Raw genomic sequence first — 18,091 nt, forward strand, 5'->3', positions numbered from 1 at the left:
AAGGAGGGGGAAAGGGGAAAAAAGGAGAACCGCGGGGGGGGGAACCGCGGACCCCCTCCGCGGGGGTTGGGGGGGGGGAGTCTGTTCCACACCCACCCCCCCCCCCCACGACCTCCCCTGGCGCGGGACACCCCCGTGCCCCCGCGCCTCACACCCGCCGGCGGTAGGCCCAGGTGGCCAGCGGGAAGAACACGATCACCGCGCCGGCCATCCAGGCGAGCGCACCGGCCAGCGGACCGGCGACGGCGCCGCCGTTCATCAGGCCGCGCAACGCGTTCGCCATCAGGCTCACCGGGCTGATGTCGGCCCACGCCCGCAGCCAGCCGGGCATGGTGGCCGTGCTGACGAAGACGTTGCTGCCGAAGGTGAGCGGCATGATGAAGACGAACATCAGCGCCTGCGCCGAGCCCGGCGACTTCATCAGCATGCCGACGAACACCGAGCCCCAGCAGAAGCAGAGGCCGAACGCCAGCGCCAGCAGGATCGCCACCGCGAACTCGCCGGGGCTGGTCGCGATCCGGTAGCCCATGATCGTCGCGACGACCATCAGCACCACCAGGCAGACGATGTAGCGCACGATGTCCGCGAGCACCGCCCCGATCAGGGGCGCCGAGCGGGCGATCGGCATGCTGCGGAACCGGTCGAACACGCCCTTGGTGATGTCGGTGTTGAGGTTCGTGCCGACGGTGAGGCACGCCTGCAGGATGTTCATCACCATGATGCCCGGCACGACCATCTGGAGGTACGCGTCGGTCGACCCGGACAGCGCGCCGCCGAACAGGTAGACGAACATGACCAGGAAGATGATCGGCATCAGCGTGACGTCGGCCAGCTGCTCCGGGTTCTTGCGGATCTTCAGGATGCCGCGCCAGGCCAGCGAAAGCGCGTGCTGGAAGCCCTTGGCGGGGCTGATGTGCCGCGGCGGGGCCGGGCGGTCGAGCGCCAGCGTGGTCATGCCAGGCTCCCTTCGAGGTCTCGGGTGTCGTCGGTGGACGCTTCGGCGGCGTGCCCGGTCAGGGCGAGGAACACTTCGTCGAGGCTGGGCAGCCGCAGTGCCAGCTCGTCCGCGGTGATCCCGGCTTCGTCGAGCTTGCGGACCAAAGTGGACAGCAGCACCGGGTCGCCGACCGGCGCGGTGAGCAGCCCGGTCGCGTCGTCGCGGGTCGGCCGGACGCCGGACAGGTCACCGAGGATCCGGTTGACGGCGTCCATGTCGGACAGCTGTGTCGGCCGCACCTGCAGCGTCTGCCCGCCGACGCGGCGCTTGAGCTCGTCGGCCCGGCCGTCGGCGACGACCCGGCCGTGGTCGAACACGGTGATCTTGTCGGCGAGCTGGTCGGCTTCTTCGAGGTACTGCGTGGTGAGCAGCACCGTCGCGCCGTCGGCGACCAGGCCGCGGACGACCTCCCAGACCTCGTTGCGGGCGTGCGGGTCGAGCCCCGTGGTCGGCTCGTCGAGGTAGAGGACCTCGGGCCCGCCGACCAGGCTGGCGGCCAGGTCGATCCGGCGCCGCATGCCGCCCGAGTACGTCCGGATCGGCCGCTTCGCGGCGGCGGTCAGCTCGAACCGGTCGATCAGCTCGGTGGCCCGCGTCCGGGCCTGGGCGCGGGGCAGGCCGTAGAGCCGGCCGATGAGCATCAGGTTCTCGATGCCGTTGAGGTCCTCGTCGACCGACGCGTACTGCCCGGTCAGCCCGATCAGGCTGCGAACCCGCACGGGGTCGGTGACCACGTCGAAGCCGCCGACCGTGGCTCTTCCGGCGTCCGGTTTCATCAGCGTCGCCAGGATGCGGACGGCGGTCGTCTTGCCCGCGCCGTTCGGCCCGAGCACCCCCACGACCTGCCCGAACGGGACCTCGAGGTCCACCCCGTCGAGCGCCTTGGTGTCCCCGAAGTGTTTGACCAGGCCCTCGGCCTGGATCGCGTGCGACATGGGCGTTCCTCCTTCGCTGTCGCTGTCGAGCCTCACTTTGGCGGGGGCCGCTGGCAGCACACGCACAGCGCGCTGGCACGGGCTGGCAGCCGCTGGTGGAGATCTTGTGGAGGAGTGGCCGGCACCCGGGCCGGGCGGCGGGCGGATCGGCATACTCGGCACATGACCGTTGTGGAAGAGACGCGCGTCCGGCGGAAGAACCCGCTGGTCACGGCCCTGCTGGTGGTTCCGGTGGTGCCGCTGGCGGGGGTCACCGCGCTGCGCCTGATCGGCTACGACGGCAACTGGTACACCCTCGTCGCGCTGGCGCTGACGCCGTACGTGGCGGCCGCGGGGGTGGTGCTCGGCGGGCTGGCCCTGGCGCTGCGGCGCTGGTGGGTCGGCGGGGTCGCGCTGCTGCTGGCGGTCGCGCTGGCCGTGCTGGTGGTCCCGCGGCTTTCGGCGAGTGACCAACGCGAGGTGCACGGCAAGACGTTGCGTGTGCTCGCGTCGAACCTCCTCTACGGCCAGGCGGACCCGAAGGCCGTGGTCGACCTGGTGCGGTCGCAGCAGGTCGACGTGCTCAACCTGGTCGAGATGACCCCGCGCGTGGTCGACGGGCTGACCGCGGCCGGGCTGTTCGAGACGCTGCCGTACCGGGTCCTGCACCCGGCGCCCGGCGCGTTCGGCTCGGGGATCGTGTCGCGCTTCCCGCTTAAGGAGGTCAACCTGACGGGTGATTCGGCGGCCAAGCAGCCGGGCGCCCAGGTCGACCTCGGCGACGGCGTGGTGGCCGAGATCGTCGCGGTCCACCCGATCTCCCCGGACGTCGACACCCCGCAGTGGGAGCGCGAGATGAAGGACCTGTCCCGCGCATCGGGCGAGCACGGCCTGCGCATCCTGGCGGGCGACTTCAACGCGACGCTCGACCACGCGGCGTTCCGGACGGTGCTTTCCCGCGGCTACAACGACGCGGCGGAGGCGCGTGGCTCGGGTCTGACGCCGACGTGGCCATCGTCATCGCCGGTGGTGACGATCGACCACGTCGTGGTGGACAACCGCGCGGCGGTGCGTGACTACCGGGTGTTCGGGGTTGCGGACAGTGATCATCGGGCGGTGTACGCCGAGGTGCAGCTGCCTTAGCCGAGGAGGGCGGTGAGCGTCTCCAGCGCGCCGGCGCCGTTAAGGCCGCGGGATCACAGGAGTTTGGCGACTTCGGTCAGCAGCGCGTTGACCCGCGCTCGCGGCGGAATATCATCCATTTCGATGAAGCTGGCCGACGCGCTGATCGGGCGATGCAGAACGTCGTCGGCCTGCACCTTGAACTCGACGAGGAACTTGATGTACTTCGCGTCGGTTCTCGACCAGGCGTGGTTCGCGGCCACTGCGCCGAAATGTGCCTGGCCGAAGATCGGTGGCACGTGATCGAGCACCGCCCGCAACAGGGCGTGGCAGGCGTACGGATTCTGCTGAGCGAAATTCTGGTTCAACTCGTGGATCAGTTGCAGGAGTTTGTCCAGGTTGAACGAGGCGCTTCCGCGCTTCGCCTCGATCGCTTCGGTAACGCGTTGGCTCACGTAAGGTTCTGAAGCGGCGGGGTGACTGCCGCTCTTGTGCGAAGGCGCGATCGAAGAAGCGACGTGCACGCTGGAGAAATCGATTCGCCCGTCTGCCTGCTCGACGAGCGCGGACACGCGTTTGACGTATCCGAGTACAGTCTCCGCCCCTTCGTAAGCGAGCGCCTCCTGGCCGATGGTCAGCACCCAGTTCGGCGAGTCGTTCGGCAGCGAGTAGTTGCTGGCGATGCCGAACGGCTCGTGCTGCACGATCTGCGGTAGCCGGGCGAGGAAGTCGTCGCTGAGGTCCAAGCCTGCCTTGAGTTCGGCTGCGGAGATCCGGGGATCGGTCAGGTCGACGGGATCGTTCGGCGCCTCGTGGATCCTGCGGACGCAAGCCTCCAGGAACCTCATGAAGTTCGCCCCTGTCCGGCCGTACTCCGGCAGGTGCAGCGCCGCGGCAATCGTCAGGAACACCTGGCTCTGCGGGTACAGGTTCCGGCGATCGCACCACACGGTGCTGTAAGTCGGGTTGATGGGTCCATGACTTCCGACGAGCGGAAGGGAATCGAGAACGTCGCGCCCTCGATGCCCTAGACGGCGCATCTCCGTTTCGACGTAGCGCCAGGTCGGGGCGACTTGCTTCGTGAGGACGGGCTTCGCGATCACTTGGAGCAAGGTCCGCTGGGGCTCGCTCAAAGCTGCGGTCAGGTCGCTCATGGCCGCTGCCCCGGTGACTCCATGCTCGCCCGGTGCGGACGGTCGCCCAGGAGGGCGGTGAGCGTCTCCAGCGCGCCGGCCGCGATCGAAACGCCGCGGTTGTGGCGGATCTCCGGCTCCCGCGGGTTGATCCGGATCAACGCGCCCGTCGCCGCGCTCGCCAGTTCCGCGTAGCGGCGGACCGTCGGGATCGCCTGGCCCGCGCCCAGTTCGACCACCACCAGGTCGCGCACCCCGCGTCGCCACGCTGTCAGCTCGCCGAGCTGGGCCTGGCCGCGGTCCGGGATCCACGAGTCGTCGCCGAACATCAGGATGTTGGGGCGGGCCAAGCCGCCGCAGCGGGGGCACGACGGCAGCGGTGGCACCGCGCGCATCGTTTCGGGGTTGATGGAAACGTCGGTTTGCGGCGCCGGCCAGATGGCGGGTGAACACCCGGCGAGGCACTGCAGGTGGTGGATCGAGCCGTGCACCTCCGAGACGAGCCCGAAGCCCGCCGTCTGGAACTGGCCGTCCACATTGGACGTGAACACGCCCGTGCCGCCGGGCAGGCGTGAACCCAGCTCGAGCAGGAGCCGAAATCCTTCGTGCGGCACGGTCTTGCGGTACAGCGAAAGCCGGTGGCCGTAGAAACCCCAGGCCAGCTCGGGGTCGTCGGCGAAGTGGCGCGGGTCGGCGAGCTCCTCGAACCGCAGCCCGAGCCGGGCATACGGCGGATACGCGCGCCAAAACCCTTCGCCGCCGCGGAAGTCCGGCAGCCCCGAGTCGACGCCCATGCCGGCGCCGGCGCAGATCAGCAGTGCGCCGGCGCCGTCCAGGAGCTTCGCCGCCCGGTCGAGCTCACTCACCCGGCTGAGAGCCGAGGACGACCTCGAACTCCAGGAGGTTCGCCCCGGTCGACACGGGCTTGGCCCGCTCGCCCGAGTGCGCCGCCGCGGCCGGGCCGCCCGTCGCCCAGGCCTGGTACGCCTCTTCGGTCTCCCACTTCGTGTAGACGAAGTAGCGCGTCTCGCCGGAGACCGGGCGCAGCAGCTCGAAGCCGAGGAAACCGGGCTGCTGGTCGACGGCGTGCATCCGCGCGGCGAACCGCTTCTCCAGCTCGGGGCCGGCGCCTTCGGGAACCTCGATCGCGTTGATCTTGACGACACTCATGGCTCCACACTAGTTGGCCCCGCGGTGTGATCAGTGCCACTGTGGAAGGCATGGGGAGCATCGAGCGCGACCTGGCCACCGACATCGCCCGGATCGTTCGCGCCACGGCCGACGAGGTCGGCGACGGCCGGGCCGGCGAGCTCATCGAACGCGTGACCGGCCACCTGGGGGCGCAGCTGCCGGAGGTGGTGGTCGTGACCCGGTCCTGGCCGATGTGGGAGCACGCCAACATCCAGCGCGGGGTCGACGCCTACCTGGCCGAGCACGGCACGCTCGTGGACTGGTTCGGGATCGCCGGCGGCCAGCGCAGCCACGAGGACCTGATCGGGATGCTCGTGACCGCGCGGATGCGGGGCACGTACGAGCTCGGCGCGGTGGACTTCGCCACGACGGCGATCGGCCCGGACCAGGCGACCGAGGCGGTGCAGCTCGGGCTCGTCGGCACGAGCGCCCCGGGCGGTGAGCCGGTGCTGCTCGCCATCCGCGGTTCGAACGTGCAGTGGGGGCTCGAGCAGTGCCGGCTGGAGGTCCTCGCGACGTCGCGGGTGACCGCCACCGAAGTGCGCGACCGCGTCGAGCGGCTGATGGCCGAGCACGACCTCCTGCGCGGGCAGGTGGTGGCCTTCGGCACCAGCGAGCACCGCGGCAACGAGCTGCTCACGTTCCTCCCGCGGCCGGCGCTGACCGGCGAGGAGGTCGTGCTGCCGGACGGCGTGCTCGACGCGATCGAGCGGCACACGGTCGGCATCGCCGAACACGGCGAGCGGCTGCTGGCGGCGGGGCAGCACCTCAAGCGCGGGCTGCTGCTGCACGGCCTGCCCGGCACCGGCAAGACGCACACGGTCCGCTACCTGATGGGCCGCCTGCCGGACACCACGGTGATCATCCTGACCGGCACGGCGATGAAGTTCATCGGCAAGGCCGCGGAGCTGGCGCGGCGGCTGCAGCCGAGCGTGGTCGTGCTGGAGGACGTCGACCTGATCGCGCAGGACCGCAGCTACGGCCCGATGGTCCAGCCGCTGCTGTTCACCCTGCTCGACGCGATGGACGGCGTGGGCGGCGACGCGGACGTGACGTTCCTGCTGACGACCAACCGCGCGAGCGAGCTGGAAAAGGCACTGGCCGACCGCCCGGGCCGGGTGGATCTCGCGGTGGAGATCCCGCTGCCGGACGCGGCCGGCCGCGAGGCGCTGCTCCGGCTGTACTCGCGAGGGTTGAAGCTGACCGCGGATCTGGGCCCGGTGGTGGCGGCGACCGAGGGGGTGACGGCATCGTTCGCGAAGGAGCTGCTGCGGCGGGCGTCGCTGCTCGCACTGGCCGCGCGCCCGGAGGAGGACGTCGTGGTGGGCGACGCGGAGCTGACGACGGCACTGCGGGAGATGCAGGACGCACGCAGCGCCTTGACGCGGTCGTTGCTCGGCAGCTCAGCTGCGCAGTGAGCCGGGGAAGAGGTCGGCGTCCGCGGGGAGCTTCGTCCCGCGGAACCACGCGTCGAAGAACGGCCGCAGGTTGCGGCCGCTGACCTGGGTCGCCGTCGCTTCGAAGTCGGCCCAGGTCGCGTTGCCGTGGCGGAAGCGGGCCGGCCACTCGTGCAGGAGGCGGTCGAACGCCGGGTCGCCGATTTCGCGGCGCAGTGCGTGCAGGGCCAGGATGCCCTTGTTGTACACACCCTCGAACTCGTGGCCCTGGCCCATGCCGACCAGCTTCTGCGACCAGAAGTCCGTGCTGCCGCGGGTGATCTCGATCGCCGCGCGGTAGCGGTCGTCCAGGCTCTGGCCCTCACGCTCGGCCCACAGCCACTGCGCGTACGACGCGAAACACTCGTTCAGGCAGATGTCCGACCAGTTCTTCAACGACACCGAGTCGCCGAACCACTGGTGGGCGGTCTCGTGGACCACCGTCGGCAGGTCGGCCCACTTCGCGTACGTCGGCCGCGTCTGCGTCTCCAGCGAGAAGTGGACGTCTTCGTTCAGGAAGATCCCGCCGGCCGCCGACTGCGGGTACGGCCCGAACTTGCCGCTGAGGAAGCCGAGGACCTCCGGCAGGCGGTCGCCGATCGCGCGGCGGTCCTCGGTGCCCTGCGCGTACGCGTTCACGACCGGGGTGCCGCCCGGCAGTGTCGACCTGTCGACACTGAACTTGCCGATCGCGATGGTCGTCAGGTAGCTCGCCACCGGGTTCGGCTCGGTCCACGTCCCCGGCGGGCCTTCGCGGCCGTTCGAGACCACCGTCCAGCCGGCCGGGACGTGCGCGGTGAGCGTGAAGGACGCCTTGTCGCGCGGGGTTTCGTTCACGGGGTACCAGAACGCCGCCGAGTGCGGCTCGCCGACCATGTACGCGCCGCCGTCCGCGGAGTGCTGCCAGCCGTTCTCGCTGCCGCCCTCGTGGGACGTCTTCGCCGGGTCGCCGCCGTAGCGGACACGCGTGCGGAACGTCGTCCCGGCGCGGATCGGCGCGGGCGGCGTGACGACCAGTTCGAACGCCTTCTCGCGGGTGAAGCGGGCCGGCTGCCCGTCGATTTCGACGCTGTGGACGTCGAGCCCGCGCAGGTCGAGGTCGAACCGGCTCAGGTCCTGGGTGGCCTTCGCAGTGACGGTCGTGTCGCCATCGAGGTGCCCGCTCGGCGGGTCGTAGGTGGCGTCGACGTGGTAGTTCAGCGCGTCGTACCCGCCGTTGCCGTCATCCGGGTAATACGGATCACCGGCGCTGGCCGCACCCGGCGTGGGGTGCAACGGCGGCGGCTGGGGCGCGCCGGAGACGGCGTCACCGGTGCACGCCGCGGCGACGACCACCGCGGCGCAGACGGCGAGGGCGGCGAGTCGGCGGCGCATGCACCCCACCATAGGTGATGGAGCGCGACCGCTCGGTCACGTTCCGCACCAGGCATTTTGTGGTTAGGTGGCCGCGTGCTCTGTTTCGGCGGCAGCGGTGTGCCGATCGTCCTGCTCCACGGCCTGATGGGCCGGGCGCGGACGTGGTGGCGGGTCGCGGAGTGGCTCCGGCTCTACGGCGCGGTGTACGGGCTCGACGCGCGCGGCCACGGCAGCGCGCCGCGGGTCGGGCCGTGGACGACCGAGCGGTTCGCCGACGACGTCGCCGACGCGCTGCGCACCCTCGACGCCGGCCCGGCCGTGCTGATCGGGCATTCGATGGGCGGCCTGCACGCGTGGGCGACGGCCGCGCGGTACCCGGAGCTGGTGCGCGCGGTCGTGTCCGAGGACTTCGCGCCGGACCAGCGCGGGCGGACCGTCGAGACGTGGCGTGGGTACTTCGAGAGCTGGCCGGTGCCGTTCACGTCGCTCGAGCACGTCCGCGAGTTCTTCGGGGACGCGGGCGAGTACTTCGCCGACTGCGTCGAGGAGCGTTCCGACGGGTTTCACCTGGTCGCGGACCTGGAGGACCTTTACGTCATCGCCGCCGAGTGGGGCCGCGTCGACTACTGGTCCACTGTGGACAAGATCGGCTGCCCGCTGCTGCTGGTCGAAGGGGAGCACACGGCCATGCCGCCGGGCCAGCAGGCGCTCGTCGCCACTCGTGTCCCCGGCGCGAAACACCTGGTCGTGCCCGGGTCGGCCCACCTGCCCCACGACGAAGCCCCGGAGACCTACCGCGGCGCCGTCGAGGCGTTCCTATCCGACGTCTTGCTGCGCTAAACCCGCATCTTTCACGGCGAAAGATGCGGGTTTGCCACCCACAAGGGGGAAGTTACGGTTGGGAAAGGTCGGATCGCCAGGCTGCTGTCGAGCGGTCCGACGGGACGATCAGCGGCCAGACGTCCGAGCCGAGGAGGCCGGTTTCGTCGGCCGCCTTCGCCGCGGTGCACGTGTCGCGCGGCAGCCCGGCCTGAACCGTCAAAGCGGCCACAGCGTCCTTTGTGGACTGACCGAAGACGCCGTCGGTCGGCACGCCGAACCCGGACGCGCGCAGGAACCGCTGCGCCTGCTGCACGTGACGGCCCGTGTCACCCGGCTTCAGCAGCGGCCACTCCGCCTCGGCGCGCGCGACCGTGACGCCGAGGACGCGGCCCACCGCCGTCCGCAGCTCCGGCAGCCGGTTATAGAGCACTGTGCCGGGACACTCAGTCGTGTTGAAGTCGCGGTGGCCCTTGATGAACTCGGGGCTGATGCCGTACTGGTGCGCGATGTAGGCGACCAGGTTCACCAGCGAGTCCCAGAGCGCCTGCGGCACGTCGACCGTGCTGTAGAGGCCCTCGTTCTCGATGCCGATGACCTCGCTGTTGTGGTTGCCGACGTTCGCGCCCTGGACGTGCTGGGTGCCGCCGCGCAGGATCTCCAGGCTGCGGTGCCTGCCCTCGGTGACGAACCCGCCGCGGCTGTTCGTGAACTGCTGGCCGCTGTCGATCCAGCCGTTCTTGTCCATGTGCAGGTTCTGGATGAACTTCGCGACGTAGAAGGCGCGCGCCAGCGAGAAGTCGTTGTTCATCGGCGGGTCGACCGCGTGGTGCACGACGATGTACGTCGGCTTGTGGTTCTCCACCACGATCGGGCCGGTGGCGGCTCGCGCGCCCCATTCGGACGTCGGGTGGATCGTCGGTGTCGGCACGGCCGCCGAGGCCGTGCCCGTGGTCGTCATCCCCAGTGCGCCGGCCGCGGTGGCGGTCACCCCCGCCTTGAGCAGGGTCCGGCGGTCAACGTGGACCATCGGGAAAAGGTAACCCCGCATCGCGCCGTTGACAACTATTGACCAACTTTTGTCGTAGCGCGTTAGTGTTCGCCCGGCAGTGCGAAGAGGCCACCGGCGGTCTGTTCGAGCAGGCCGTCGACCAGCAGCGAGTCCAGGCAGCGGTCACGCTGGCCGCTGTCGTGCCACACGAGGTCGAGGCGGGTCTTCTCGACGGGCCCCTCGGAGCCGCGCAGGACGTCGAGCAGCAGCCCGCGGACCTGCCGGTCGGTGCCGGCGAACTTCTGGACCGGCTTGGCCGGGCCGGCGTATTCGGGCTTTCCGGCGAGCTGCCACGCGCATTCGTCGTAGATCGGGCAGTCCGCGCAGCGCGGGCTGCGCGCGGTGCAGATCAGCGCGCCGAGCTCCATGATCGCGGCGGAGAACTTCGCGGCCGGGGCGTCGCCGGCGGGCAGCAGCGCCTCGACGTCGGCCATGTCCCGGGTGTTCGACGCGGGCCCGGCGTCCCCGGCCCCGTGCACCGCCCGCGCGACGACCCGCCGCACGTTCGTGTCGACGACGGGCGCGCGCAGCCCGTAGGCGAACGCGGCGACGGCGCGCGCGGTGTAGGCGCCGATCCCGGGCAGCGCGAGCAGGGTGTCCACATCGGACGGAACAACGTCACCGTGCTCCCGCGCGATCACGCCGGCGGCTTCGTGGAGCCGCAGCGCGCGCCGCGGGTAGCCGAGCTTGCCCCAGGCCCGCACGACCTCACCCTGCGACGACGCGGCCAGCGCGGACGGCACCGGCCAGCGGGTCATCCATTCGTGCCAGATCGGCTGCACACGCGCCACCGGGGTCTGCTGCAGCATGATTTCGCTGACGAGGACACCCCACGCCGAGCATTCGGGCTCGCGCCACGGCAGGTTCCGGCCGTGCGTGGAGAACCAGTCGAGCAGCACGTCAGCGTCCACAGCCACGCGCCCATTGAACCCGACGGCGTTCAGGCCGGGGACTCCGCCTCGCTCCGGTGCACCGCCGGGACGACGAGGACGTACGGGAAGCCGGCCTGGTTCGGCCGTCGGCAGCCACGTCAGCGCCCCGGTTGATCAGCTCGTTGGCCGAGTGCGCCGAGGCGCCAGTGCGTCATCGGACCTCGGTCAGCACCCCGGTCTTGACGTCGTACACGAACCCCCGCACGTTGTCCGTGTGCGGCAGGTACGCGCTGCGCCGCACGCGCTCGACCGACGTCCGGACGCTGTTCTCGACGTTGCGGAACGCCTCGACCGCCCACGTCGGGCGCAGGCCGGTGGCCTCTTCGAGCTCGTCCTTGAAGTCGTCTTCGGTGACCGTCGAGAGGCCGCACTCGGTGTGCTGCACGATCAGCACCTCGCGGGTGCCGAGCTTGCGTTGCGAGAGGGCCAGCGAACGGATCATGTCGTCGGTGACGACGCCGCCGGCGTTGCGCAGGACGTGGGACTCGCCCTGGAGCAGGCCGAACAGCTCGAACACGCGGATCCGAGCGTCCATGCAGGTCAGGATGGCCACCTGCAGCGACGGCTTGGCCGACGAGCGGTCACCGGGGGTGACGTTGCCCAGTTCCTGGTTGCGCTTGAGCAGTACGTCGATCGAGGTCATCGGTCACCTTCCGGCCAGTGGCCCCGCAGTGCGGGCGTACCCCACCATTTGACCGGCCGGACACCTCGCGGGCAATGCACTACGAGCAACGTCACGGCAAAAGCCAGTGGTCAGCCGCCGAACCAGGGCTCCTCGACCGTTCGCGGGGGCGCCGACGTCCGGCCGATACGCAGCTCGGTCGGCAGCGTGATCACCTTCGGCGCGCTCCGCTCGGCCGAGCCGAGCAGCAGCCGGCCCGCCGTCTTGCCCTTTTCGAGCACCGGCTGGTGGACCGTGGTCAGGCCGATCCGCTCGGCTTCGGCGATGCCGTCGAAGCCGGTGACGGTCAGGTCCTGCGGCACGCGCAGCCCACGACGCTCGGCTTCGGCCATGGCGCCGAGCGCGAGAATGTCCGAGGTGCAGATCACGGCCGTGATCTGCGGATACGCGTCCAGCAGCTGCCGGGCCGCGGACGCGCCGTCGTCCACCGTGTGGTCGAACCGCTCGACCACCGGGACGCCGGCCCAGTCGACACCGGCGCCGGAGAACGCCACGGCGAGGGCTTCGAGCCGGGTGCGCTGGACGTGGAAGTGCGCGCCGCTCTGACGCGCCGGCGACACGAAGTCGTCGTTGCGTTCGCGGGCCAGCCGCATGCAGATGACCCCCACCTGCCGGTGGCCCAGCGTCACGAGGTGCTCGGCGATCTTGCCGACGGCGGCGGCGTCGTCCGGGCCGACGCGGTCGATGCCCTCGATGCTCGGCTGGTCGATGATCACCGTCGGCACCGGCCGCTCCAGCACGGCGGCCAGGTGCGGGTCGTCGTCCGGGACGGAGTAGACGACAAAGCCGTCGACGCCCGCGCGGTGCACCGCCGCGACGTCCTCGCGGCCCGGGCTGGCCGGCACCAGGTGGAGGCCGACACCGGCGTCTTCGCAGGCCAGGGCCAGTCCTTCGAGGACACCGACGGCCGCGGGGTCGCGGAAAGCGTAGGAGAGGTTTTCGGTGAGCAGCAGCCCGACGGCGCCGGCCTTGCGGGTGCGCAGCGAGCGGGCGACGGGGTCGGGTCCGGGGTAACCGAGGCGGCGCGCGGTCTCGAGGACCCGGCGGCGCAGTTCCGGGGACAGCTGGTCCGGCCGGTTGTAGGCGTTGGACACCGTGGTCCTGGACACACCGAGCTCCGCCGCGAGCGACGCCAGCGTCGCCTGCCTCCGGGTGCGAATAGGACGTCCCATCAGCAAACCGTAACGGTTCAGAACGTTTTCCTGAAGAGACACCCCGCGTGGTCGATGTCTCGATCCGCATGCATGAAGTCGCATACACCAAGGTCCGGTCGGATGGCCAGGAAGTCATCCGGATGGGGTAAGGTGAATCTGACAACGGTTTCCATTTGCGTCTCCAGGAGTCCTCCGATGAGTTCCCGCCGCGTGCTCGCCGCCGCTTCGGCCCTGTCCCTCCTCGCCCTGGCCGCGTGCTCCGGCGGGACGTCCGGCGCCGACGGCGGTGGGCAGTCCGGGGGTGACGGCAAGATCAAGGTCGTCGCCTCGACCGACGTCTGGGGCAGCGTCGTGAGCGCTGTCGGCGGTGACAAGGTCGAGGTCAAGGCGATCATCCACGACCCGTCGGCCGACCCGCACTCGTACGAAACCACCGCGGACGACGCCCTGGCGGCGAAGGACGCGAAGCTGCTGCTGTCCAACGGCGGTGGTTACGACGAGTTCTTCGGCAAGCTCACCGACCAGGCCGGAGACGCGAAGAAGCTCGTCGCCTACGACATCGCCGCGACCGGCGACGAGAACGAGCACGTCTGGTACGACCTGCCGGGGGTCGACAAGGTCGCCGACCAGGTCGCGGCGCAGCTCGGCGAGCTGCAGCCGGCGTCGAAGCAGGCGTTCACCGACAACGCGACCGCGTTCAAGGCGAAGGTCGACGCGCTCGAGAAGCGCCTCGGCGAGCTGGGTGCGTCGCACCCGGGCACGAAGGTCGTCGTCACCGAGCCGGTCGCGCACTACCTGCTCCAGAGCGCGAAGCTGACGGACGCGACTCCGAAGGCGTTCTCGGACGCCGTCGAGAACGACACGGACGTCCCGGCCGGCGCGGTGAACGAGTACAAGCAGCTCATCGCCACCAAGCAGGTCAAGGCGCTGATCAACAACGCGCAGACGGTGACGCCGCTGACCCAGGACGTCGTCGGCCAGGCGAAGGCCGCCGGGATCGGCGTGGTCGACGTGACCGAAACGCTGCCCGCGGGTGTGACGGACTACATTGGCTGGATGACCGGGGAAGTCGACGCGCTGGCAGGAGCGTTGAAGTAACCATGCCCGCCACCTCCGTCCCCGACGACGTACGCCCCGCGGTCCGCGTCCGCGGCGCGGGCCTCGCGTTCGGCCCCCGCACCCTCTGGTCGGGGCTGGACCTCGTGGTCGAGCCGGGGGAGTTCCTCGCCGTGCTCGGCCCGAACGGGTCCGGCAAGAGCTCGCTGCTGAAGGCGCTGCTCGGCATGCAGGGCCTGTCTTCGGGCACGGTCGAGATCGCCGGCGGCCGCCCGGGCGGCGCGAACCGCAAGGTCGGGTACATCCCGCAGCAGCGCGCGATCGACGAGTCGCTCACGCTGCGCGGGGTCGACCTGGTCGGGCTGGGCCTCGACGGCCACCGCTGGGGCCCGGGCCTGTTCGGCATGGCGGCCCGCCGCCGCCAGGTTTCCGAGGCGATCGACGCGGTGGGCGCGACCCGCTACGCGAAGCAGCCGGTCGGGCGCCTGTCCGGCGGCGAGCAGCAGCGGCTGCGGGTGGCGCAGGCCCTGGTCGGCGACCCCGAGGTGCTGCTGTGTGACGAGCCGCTGCTGTCCCTGGACCTGGCGCACCAGCGCGCGATCAGCGAGCTGATCGACTCCCGGCGGCGCACGGCCGGCACCGCGGTGCTGTTCGTGACGCACGAGATCAACCCGGTGCTGCCGTTCGTCGACCGGGTGTTGTACCTGGTCAACGGCTCGTTCCGGATCGGCAAGCCGGACGAGGTCATGACCACCGAGACCCTCTCGGAGCTGTACGGAACCCGCGTCGAGGTGCTGAAGGTGGGCGGGCAGATCCACATCGCGGGCGCGCAGAGCGCGTTGTGCGAGGAGGAGCCGCACCACCACGAGCACGACGTCGAAGAGCAAGTGGGCTGAGTCTTGGATCTGTTCGACTTCGGCAAGACCTGGGAGCTGATCACGGAGCTTCCTGGTGTCCAGACGGCGCTGCTGGCCGCTCTCATTCTCGGTCTGGTGGCCGGCGTGCTGGGCCCGCTGATCGTGATGCGCCGCATGTCGTTCGCCGTCCACGGCACGTCCGAGCTGGCGTTCACCGGCGGCGCGGCGGCGTTGCTGCTCGGCATCGGCGTCGAGTACGGCGCGCTGATCGGCGCGGTGGTGGCGGCCCTGCTGCTGGGCATCCTCGGCGCGCGCGACGCCGACCGCGACTCGGTGATCGGCGTGATCCTGTCCTTCGGGCTCGGGATGGGCGTGCTGTTCCTGTCGTTCTACAAAGGACGGTCCGGGAACAAGTTCGGGATCCTCACCGGGCAGATCATCACGATCGACTCGACGAACCTGACGTTGTTCGTGGTGTCGTCGGTGGTGGTGCTGGCGGTCCTGGCGGTCGTCTACCGGCCGTTGCTGTTCGCTTCGGTGGACCGGAATGTCGCGGTCGCGCGCGGGGTCCCGGTGAAGACGCTGACGGTGGTGTTCGCGCTGCTGGTGGGCGTCTCGACGGCGTTGAGCGTGAAGGTGGTCGGCTCGCTGCTGGTGGTGGCGCTGATGGTGACACCGGCAGCCGCGGCGGCTCGCGTGACGGCGTCACCGTGGAAGGCGACGGTGCTGTCGATCGTCTTCGCGGAGGTGTCGGCGATCGGGGGGATCGTGCTGTCGCTGGCGCCGGGCCTGCCGGTGAGCGCGTTCGTGACGGCGATTTCGTTCTTGATCTACGTGGTCTGCCGGGTGATCGCCTGGCAACGCGACCGCCGCACCCGGGTGAGCGCGGTGGAGCCGGCCCTCGTCGCGGCGGCCTGAAGCTACGCTTTGCGCGACAAAGCCGCACTTTCACGTGAAAGTGCGGCTTTAGCCGAGCATCAGCAGGACCTGCAGCTCGCCGACCAGGAACCCGATCACCCCGCCGACCGCGATCAGCTTCCACTCGTCCTGCCGGAACGCCGGCCGCAGCAGGCCCTCGAACTCCAGCGGCGTCAACGCCAGCATCCGCTGCTCGATCACCTTCGCGACGTCCATCGCCTCGGTCAGGTACCCCTCGGCGTAGCGCGCCGTGTCCGGCAGCTGCTCCAGGGCCTTCACCGCTGCCGCGTGCTTCATCTCCTTCAGCCGCGTGCCGCCGACCGCGAAGGACAGCGGCATCTGCCGGTCCACCGCCGATGACACCATCTGCTCGACCAGCAAGGCGAGCCGGTCCGCCCGCGGACCCCGCAACACCGCGTCCAGCAGGTTCTGGACCGTCAGGACCTCGGTCGCGATCAGCTCGCCGTACTGCCGCGCCACCTCCGCGCGGCGGCGCTGGAACTTGCCCTGGAAGATCACGCGGCCCAGCCGCACCGGCTCGCGCGGCACGAAGATCAGCTTGATCGCCAGCCAGTCCGTGCACAGCCCGATCACGCCGCCGAACGCCGGGAGCACCCACGGCTCGCGCGTGAAGGCCCAGACCAGAGTCTGGATGAGCCCCAGCCCGAAGCCGAAGTAGATGCCCATCCGCGCGATGAACGCCATCTCCGGGCGGGACGTCTCGCGGATCAGCCGCACCAGCAGCGCCTTGTCCCGCGTCAGCCGCTGGACCGTCATGTGCTGGACGTCGAGGACCTCGTCGAGGTTCTCGCGGACGTCTTCGAGGAACTCCCGGACCAGCCGCGGCGCCGACGCCTGGACCTGCTTGATCAGCATCTCCTGGGCGAGCGTCGGCATGACCTCCCACAGCCGCGGGTGGTGCTCGGCCAGCACCTCGCGCGCGATGTGGTCGACCGCGCGCAGCAACGGCTGCTCCAGCTCGCTCGTGATGATCACCGGGTCGATCCGCCCGAAGACCTCGCGCAGGTCGAGCAGGTTCGCCGTCAGCAGCTCGGTCGCCACCGCCGCCATCCGCCCGCCGTGCTTCGGGACGACCCCCTGCCAGCCGAGCACCGGCGGGATGCCGACGAAGTCCAGCGGCCGGAACATCATCTCGATGGCTACGCGCTTGGTGACGTACCCGATCAGCGCCGCGATGAACGGCATCGCCGCGTACAGCGGCCAGTGCAGCGCGAGGTCGTGCAGGACAGCGTCCACCCCGACCTCCTCATCCCGAGAGCGAAACCGTACCGGCTACCCGAGCAGCGCGAGCACCTGCAGCTCACCCACGAGCCCGCCGATCACCGCGCCGACGGCGATCAGCTTCCACTCGTCCTGCCGGAACGCCGGGCGCAGCAGCTGCTCGAACTCCAGCGCGCTCAGCTTCTTCATCCGGTCGACGATCGTGTTGCGCACGTCGAGGGCGTTGATCGCGTAGTTCTCGGCATACCGGATCGTCTCCGGGACGCGCTCCGCGGCCTTCGCCGCCGCCGTCTGCTTCATCTCCTGGAACTTCCTCGTCCCGACGGCGATGGCGACGAACGGCTTGACGACGCTCGCCTGCGCGTCGATCGTCTTCTGCACCTCGCGGGTGATCATCGTGAACAGCCGGTCGGACTTCGGCCCGCGCAGCACCGCTTCCAGCAGGTTCGGGATGGTGATGATCTCGCGCGCGATCATGTCGCCGTAGTCGGCGGCGACCTCGTCGCGGCGCTTCTGGAAGACGCCCTGCCAGGTGTAGAGCCCGAAGAACCGACGCGGCTCGCGCGGCAGGAAGATCATCTTCAGGGCGAGCCAGTCGGTGAACCAGCCGATGAGCAGGCCGAACACCGGCAGCACGATCGGCGACTTCGTCAGCGCCCACACGACCAGCTGCACGCAGCCGAGGATGAACCCGAACCCGATCCCCGACCGGGCGATGAACCGCATCTCCGGCCGCGAGATGTCGCGGATGAGCCGGTTCAGCAGCGCCTTGTCGCGCACCAGGTTCGTCACGACCATGTGCTTCAGGTCGAGGACGTCCTCGATGTTGTCGGCGATCTCCCGCATGATCTTGGTGATCGCCTTCGGCGCCTCGGCCTGCACGCGCTTGAGCAGCAGCTGCTGCGCGCCGTTCGGCAGCACCTCCCACAGCCGGGGCTGGTAGGTCTCCATGACGTCGCGGGTGACGTCCTCGACGACCCGCAGCAGCGGCTGCTCGATCTCCTTCGCGACTTGCTCCGGGTCGAGCCGGGCGAAGATCTCCTTCGGGTCGACGAGGTTCGTCGTCAGCATCTCGGTGGCCGTCGCCGCCATGCGCTCGGCGTTCGCCGGCAGCACGCCCTGCCAGCCGAGGAACGGCCTGATCCCGGTGAACTCGACGGGCCGGAACATCATCTCGATGGCGACGCGCTTGGTGACGTACCCGATCAGCGCGGCGATGAACGGCATGGTG

18 protein-coding genes are annotated in these 18,091 nt (G+C 70.2%); 6 read left to right on the forward strand and 12 right to left on the reverse strand.

All coding sequences use genetic code 11. The annotated features are described in order from the left end of the window. Positions 1 to 148: 148 nt before the first annotated feature. Complete coding sequence (locus ACZ61C_RS00730) at positions 149 to 955, reverse strand: ABC transporter permease (RefSeq protein ID WP_465301357.1); 807 nt, start codon at positions 953 to 955, stop codon at positions 149 to 151. Then, positions 952 to 1,932 (reverse strand): ATP-binding cassette domain-containing protein, encoded by a 981-nt coding sequence (locus ACZ61C_RS00735; protein ID WP_465301359.1) that lies wholly within the window; start codon positions 1,930 to 1,932, stop codon positions 952 to 954. The genes ACZ61C_RS00730 and ACZ61C_RS00735 overlap by 4 nt, the downstream gene beginning before the upstream one ends. 162 nt (positions 1,933 to 2,094) lie before the next feature. Here ACZ61C_RS00735 and ACZ61C_RS00740 point away from each other — a divergent pair, with 162 nt between their 5' ends. Next, positions 2,095 to 3,054, forward strand: a complete 960-nt coding sequence (locus tag ACZ61C_RS00740; protein WP_465301361.1) for an endonuclease/exonuclease/phosphatase family protein — start codon at positions 2,095 to 2,097, stop codon at positions 3,052 to 3,054. A gap of 53 nt (positions 3,055 to 3,107) precedes the next feature. On the opposite strand, the gene ACZ61C_RS00745 is transcribed toward ACZ61C_RS00740, so the two are convergent. Genes ACZ61C_RS00745 through ACZ61C_RS00755 form a run of 3 tightly spaced genes read right to left on the reverse strand, consistent with a single transcriptional unit; the run spans position 3,108 to position 5,336 of the window. Continuing rightward, positions 3,108 to 4,187, reverse strand: coding sequence for a hypothetical protein (locus tag ACZ61C_RS00745; RefSeq protein ID WP_465301363.1), 1,080 nt, complete (start codon positions 4,185 to 4,187; stop codon positions 3,108 to 3,110). Further along, a complete protein-coding gene (locus ACZ61C_RS00750; RefSeq protein WP_465301365.1) occupies positions 4,184 to 5,032 on the reverse strand; it encodes an SIR2 family NAD-dependent protein deacylase in 849 nt (282 codons plus the stop codon). Before ACZ61C_RS00750 ends, ACZ61C_RS00745 begins: the two co-directional genes overlap by 4 nt. Continuing rightward, positions 5,025 to 5,336, reverse strand: coding sequence for an antibiotic biosynthesis monooxygenase family protein (locus ACZ61C_RS00755; protein WP_465301367.1), 312 nt, complete (start codon positions 5,334 to 5,336; stop codon positions 5,025 to 5,027). Before ACZ61C_RS00755 ends, ACZ61C_RS00750 begins: the two co-directional genes overlap by 8 nt. 50 nt (positions 5,337 to 5,386) lie before the next feature. Between ACZ61C_RS00755 and ACZ61C_RS00760 the strand changes: the two genes are divergently transcribed. Then, positions 5,387 to 6,775 carry an AAA family ATPase gene (locus ACZ61C_RS00760; protein WP_465301369.1) on the forward strand — a complete coding sequence of 463 codons (1,389 nt, stop codon included), beginning with the start codon at positions 5,387 to 5,389 and terminating at the stop codon, positions 6,773 to 6,775. On the opposite strand, the gene ACZ61C_RS00765 is transcribed toward ACZ61C_RS00760, so the two are convergent. Beyond that, complete coding sequence (locus ACZ61C_RS00765; protein ID WP_465301371.1) at positions 6,761 to 8,167, reverse strand: M1 family metallopeptidase; 1,407 nt, start codon at positions 8,165 to 8,167, stop codon at positions 6,761 to 6,763. The genes ACZ61C_RS00760 and ACZ61C_RS00765 overlap by 15 nt on opposite strands. A 75-nt stretch (positions 8,168 to 8,242) precedes the next feature. Between ACZ61C_RS00765 and ACZ61C_RS00770 the strand changes: the two genes are divergently transcribed. Continuing rightward, the gene (locus ACZ61C_RS00770) at positions 8,243 to 8,989 is read left to right on the forward strand and encodes an alpha/beta fold hydrolase (protein WP_465301373.1); all 747 of its coding nucleotides are present in this window, start codon (positions 8,243 to 8,245) and stop codon (positions 8,987 to 8,989) included. Between the two features lie 52 nt (positions 8,990 to 9,041). Here ACZ61C_RS00770 and ACZ61C_RS00775 read toward each other — a convergent pair whose 3' ends face one another. The 4 genes from ACZ61C_RS00775 to ACZ61C_RS00790 all read right to left on the reverse strand — a co-directional run bounded on the left by ACZ61C_RS00775 (position 9,042) and on the right by ACZ61C_RS00790 (position 12,805). Further along, complete coding sequence (locus tag ACZ61C_RS00775) at positions 9,042 to 9,998, reverse strand: peptidoglycan recognition protein family protein (RefSeq protein WP_465301375.1); 957 nt, start codon at positions 9,996 to 9,998, stop codon at positions 9,042 to 9,044. A gap of 62 nt (positions 9,999 to 10,060) precedes the next feature. Further along, positions 10,061 to 10,936, reverse strand: coding sequence for an HhH-GPD family protein (locus ACZ61C_RS00780; RefSeq protein WP_465301377.1), 876 nt, complete (start codon positions 10,934 to 10,936; stop codon positions 10,061 to 10,063). 166 nt (positions 10,937 to 11,102) lie between these two features. Further along, the gene (locus tag ACZ61C_RS00785) at positions 11,103 to 11,594 is read right to left on the reverse strand and encodes a beta-class carbonic anhydrase (RefSeq protein WP_465301379.1); all 492 of its coding nucleotides are present in this window, start codon (positions 11,592 to 11,594) and stop codon (positions 11,103 to 11,105) included. Between the two features lie 110 nt (positions 11,595 to 11,704). Then, on the reverse strand, positions 11,705 to 12,805 hold the full coding sequence (locus ACZ61C_RS00790; protein WP_465301381.1) for a LacI family DNA-binding transcriptional regulator: 1,101 nt from the start codon (positions 12,803 to 12,805) through the stop codon (positions 11,705 to 11,707). Between the two features lie 177 nt (positions 12,806 to 12,982). Between ACZ61C_RS00790 and ACZ61C_RS00795 the strand changes: the two genes are divergently transcribed. The 3 genes from ACZ61C_RS00795 to ACZ61C_RS00805 are packed head-to-tail and all read left to right on the forward strand — an operon-like array spanning position 12,983 to position 15,618. Further along, positions 12,983 to 13,885, forward strand: coding sequence for a metal ABC transporter solute-binding protein, Zn/Mn family (locus ACZ61C_RS00795; protein WP_465301383.1), 903 nt, complete (start codon positions 12,983 to 12,985; stop codon positions 13,883 to 13,885). A 2-nt stretch (positions 13,886 to 13,887) separates the two neighbouring features. Next, positions 13,888 to 14,739 (forward strand): metal ABC transporter ATP-binding protein, encoded by an 852-nt coding sequence (locus ACZ61C_RS00800; protein WP_465301385.1) that lies wholly within the window; start codon positions 13,888 to 13,890, stop codon positions 14,737 to 14,739. Positions 14,740 to 14,742: 3 nt separating this feature from the next. Next, positions 14,743 to 15,618, forward strand: coding sequence for a metal ABC transporter permease (locus ACZ61C_RS00805; RefSeq protein WP_465301387.1), 876 nt, complete (start codon positions 14,743 to 14,745; stop codon positions 15,616 to 15,618). A gap of 48 nt (positions 15,619 to 15,666) precedes the next feature. Here the strand turns inward: ACZ61C_RS00805 and ACZ61C_RS00810 are convergent, their stop codons facing one another. Together ACZ61C_RS00810 and ACZ61C_RS00815 are read right to left on the reverse strand one after the other, a co-directional pair. After that, positions 15,667 to 16,875: a DUF445 domain-containing protein gene (locus ACZ61C_RS00810; protein ID WP_465301389.1), complete on the reverse strand. Its 1,209-nt coding sequence runs from the start codon at positions 16,873 to 16,875 to the stop codon at positions 15,667 to 15,669. 36 nt (positions 16,876 to 16,911) lie between these two features. Then, positions 16,912 to 18,087 carry a DUF445 domain-containing protein gene (locus ACZ61C_RS00815; protein ID WP_465302728.1) on the reverse strand — a complete coding sequence of 392 codons (1,176 nt, stop codon included), beginning with the start codon at positions 18,085 to 18,087 and terminating at the stop codon, positions 16,912 to 16,914. Between the last annotated feature and the right edge of the window lie 4 nt (positions 18,088 to 18,091).

The organism is Amycolatopsis sp. NPDC104587 (assembly GCF_055583645.1).

What these genes read in the sequence shown, in the direction of transcription:
- ACZ61C_RS00730 (WP_465301357.1), bottom strand. Translation starts at nt 955, where the DNA reads ATGACCACGCTGGCGCTCGACCGCCCGGCCCCGCCGCGGCACATCAGC.
- ACZ61C_RS00735 (WP_465301359.1), bottom strand. Translation starts at nt 1,932, where the DNA reads ATGTCGCACGCGATCCAGGCCGAGGGCCTGGTCAAACACTTCGGGGAC.
- ACZ61C_RS00815 (WP_465302728.1), bottom strand. Translation starts at nt 18,087, where the DNA reads ATGCCGTTCATCGCCGCGCTGATCGGGTACGTCACCAAGCGCGTCGCC.
- ACZ61C_RS00785 (WP_465301379.1), bottom strand. Translation starts at nt 11,594, where the DNA reads ATGACCTCGATCGACGTACTGCTCAAGCGCAACCAGGAACTGGGCAAC.
- ACZ61C_RS00755 (WP_465301367.1), bottom strand. Translation starts at nt 5,336, where the DNA reads ATGAGTGTCGTCAAGATCAACGCGATCGAGGTTCCCGAAGGCGCCGGC.
- ACZ61C_RS00800 (WP_465301385.1), top strand. Translation starts at nt 13,888, where the DNA reads ATGCCCGCCACCTCCGTCCCCGACGACGTACGCCCCGCGGTCCGCGTC.
- ACZ61C_RS00760 (WP_465301369.1), top strand. Translation starts at nt 5,387, where the DNA reads ATGGGGAGCATCGAGCGCGACCTGGCCACCGACATCGCCCGGATCGTT.
- ACZ61C_RS00790 (WP_465301381.1), bottom strand. Translation starts at nt 12,805, where the DNA reads ATGGGACGTCCTATTCGCACCCGGAGGCAGGCGACGCTGGCGTCGCTC.
- ACZ61C_RS00795 (WP_465301383.1), top strand. Translation starts at nt 12,983, where the DNA reads ATGAGTTCCCGCCGCGTGCTCGCCGCCGCTTCGGCCCTGTCCCTCCTC.
- ACZ61C_RS00765 (WP_465301371.1), bottom strand. Translation starts at nt 8,167, where the DNA reads ATGCGCCGCCGACTCGCCGCCCTCGCCGTCTGCGCCGCGGTGGTCGTC.
- ACZ61C_RS00745 (WP_465301363.1), bottom strand. Translation starts at nt 4,187, where the DNA reads ATGAGCGACCTGACCGCAGCTTTGAGCGAGCCCCAGCGGACCTTGCTC.
- ACZ61C_RS00775 (WP_465301375.1), bottom strand. Translation starts at nt 9,998, where the DNA reads ATGGTCCACGTTGACCGCCGGACCCTGCTCAAGGCGGGGGTGACCGCC.
- ACZ61C_RS00740 (WP_465301361.1), top strand. Translation starts at nt 2,095, where the DNA reads ATGACCGTTGTGGAAGAGACGCGCGTCCGGCGGAAGAACCCGCTGGTC.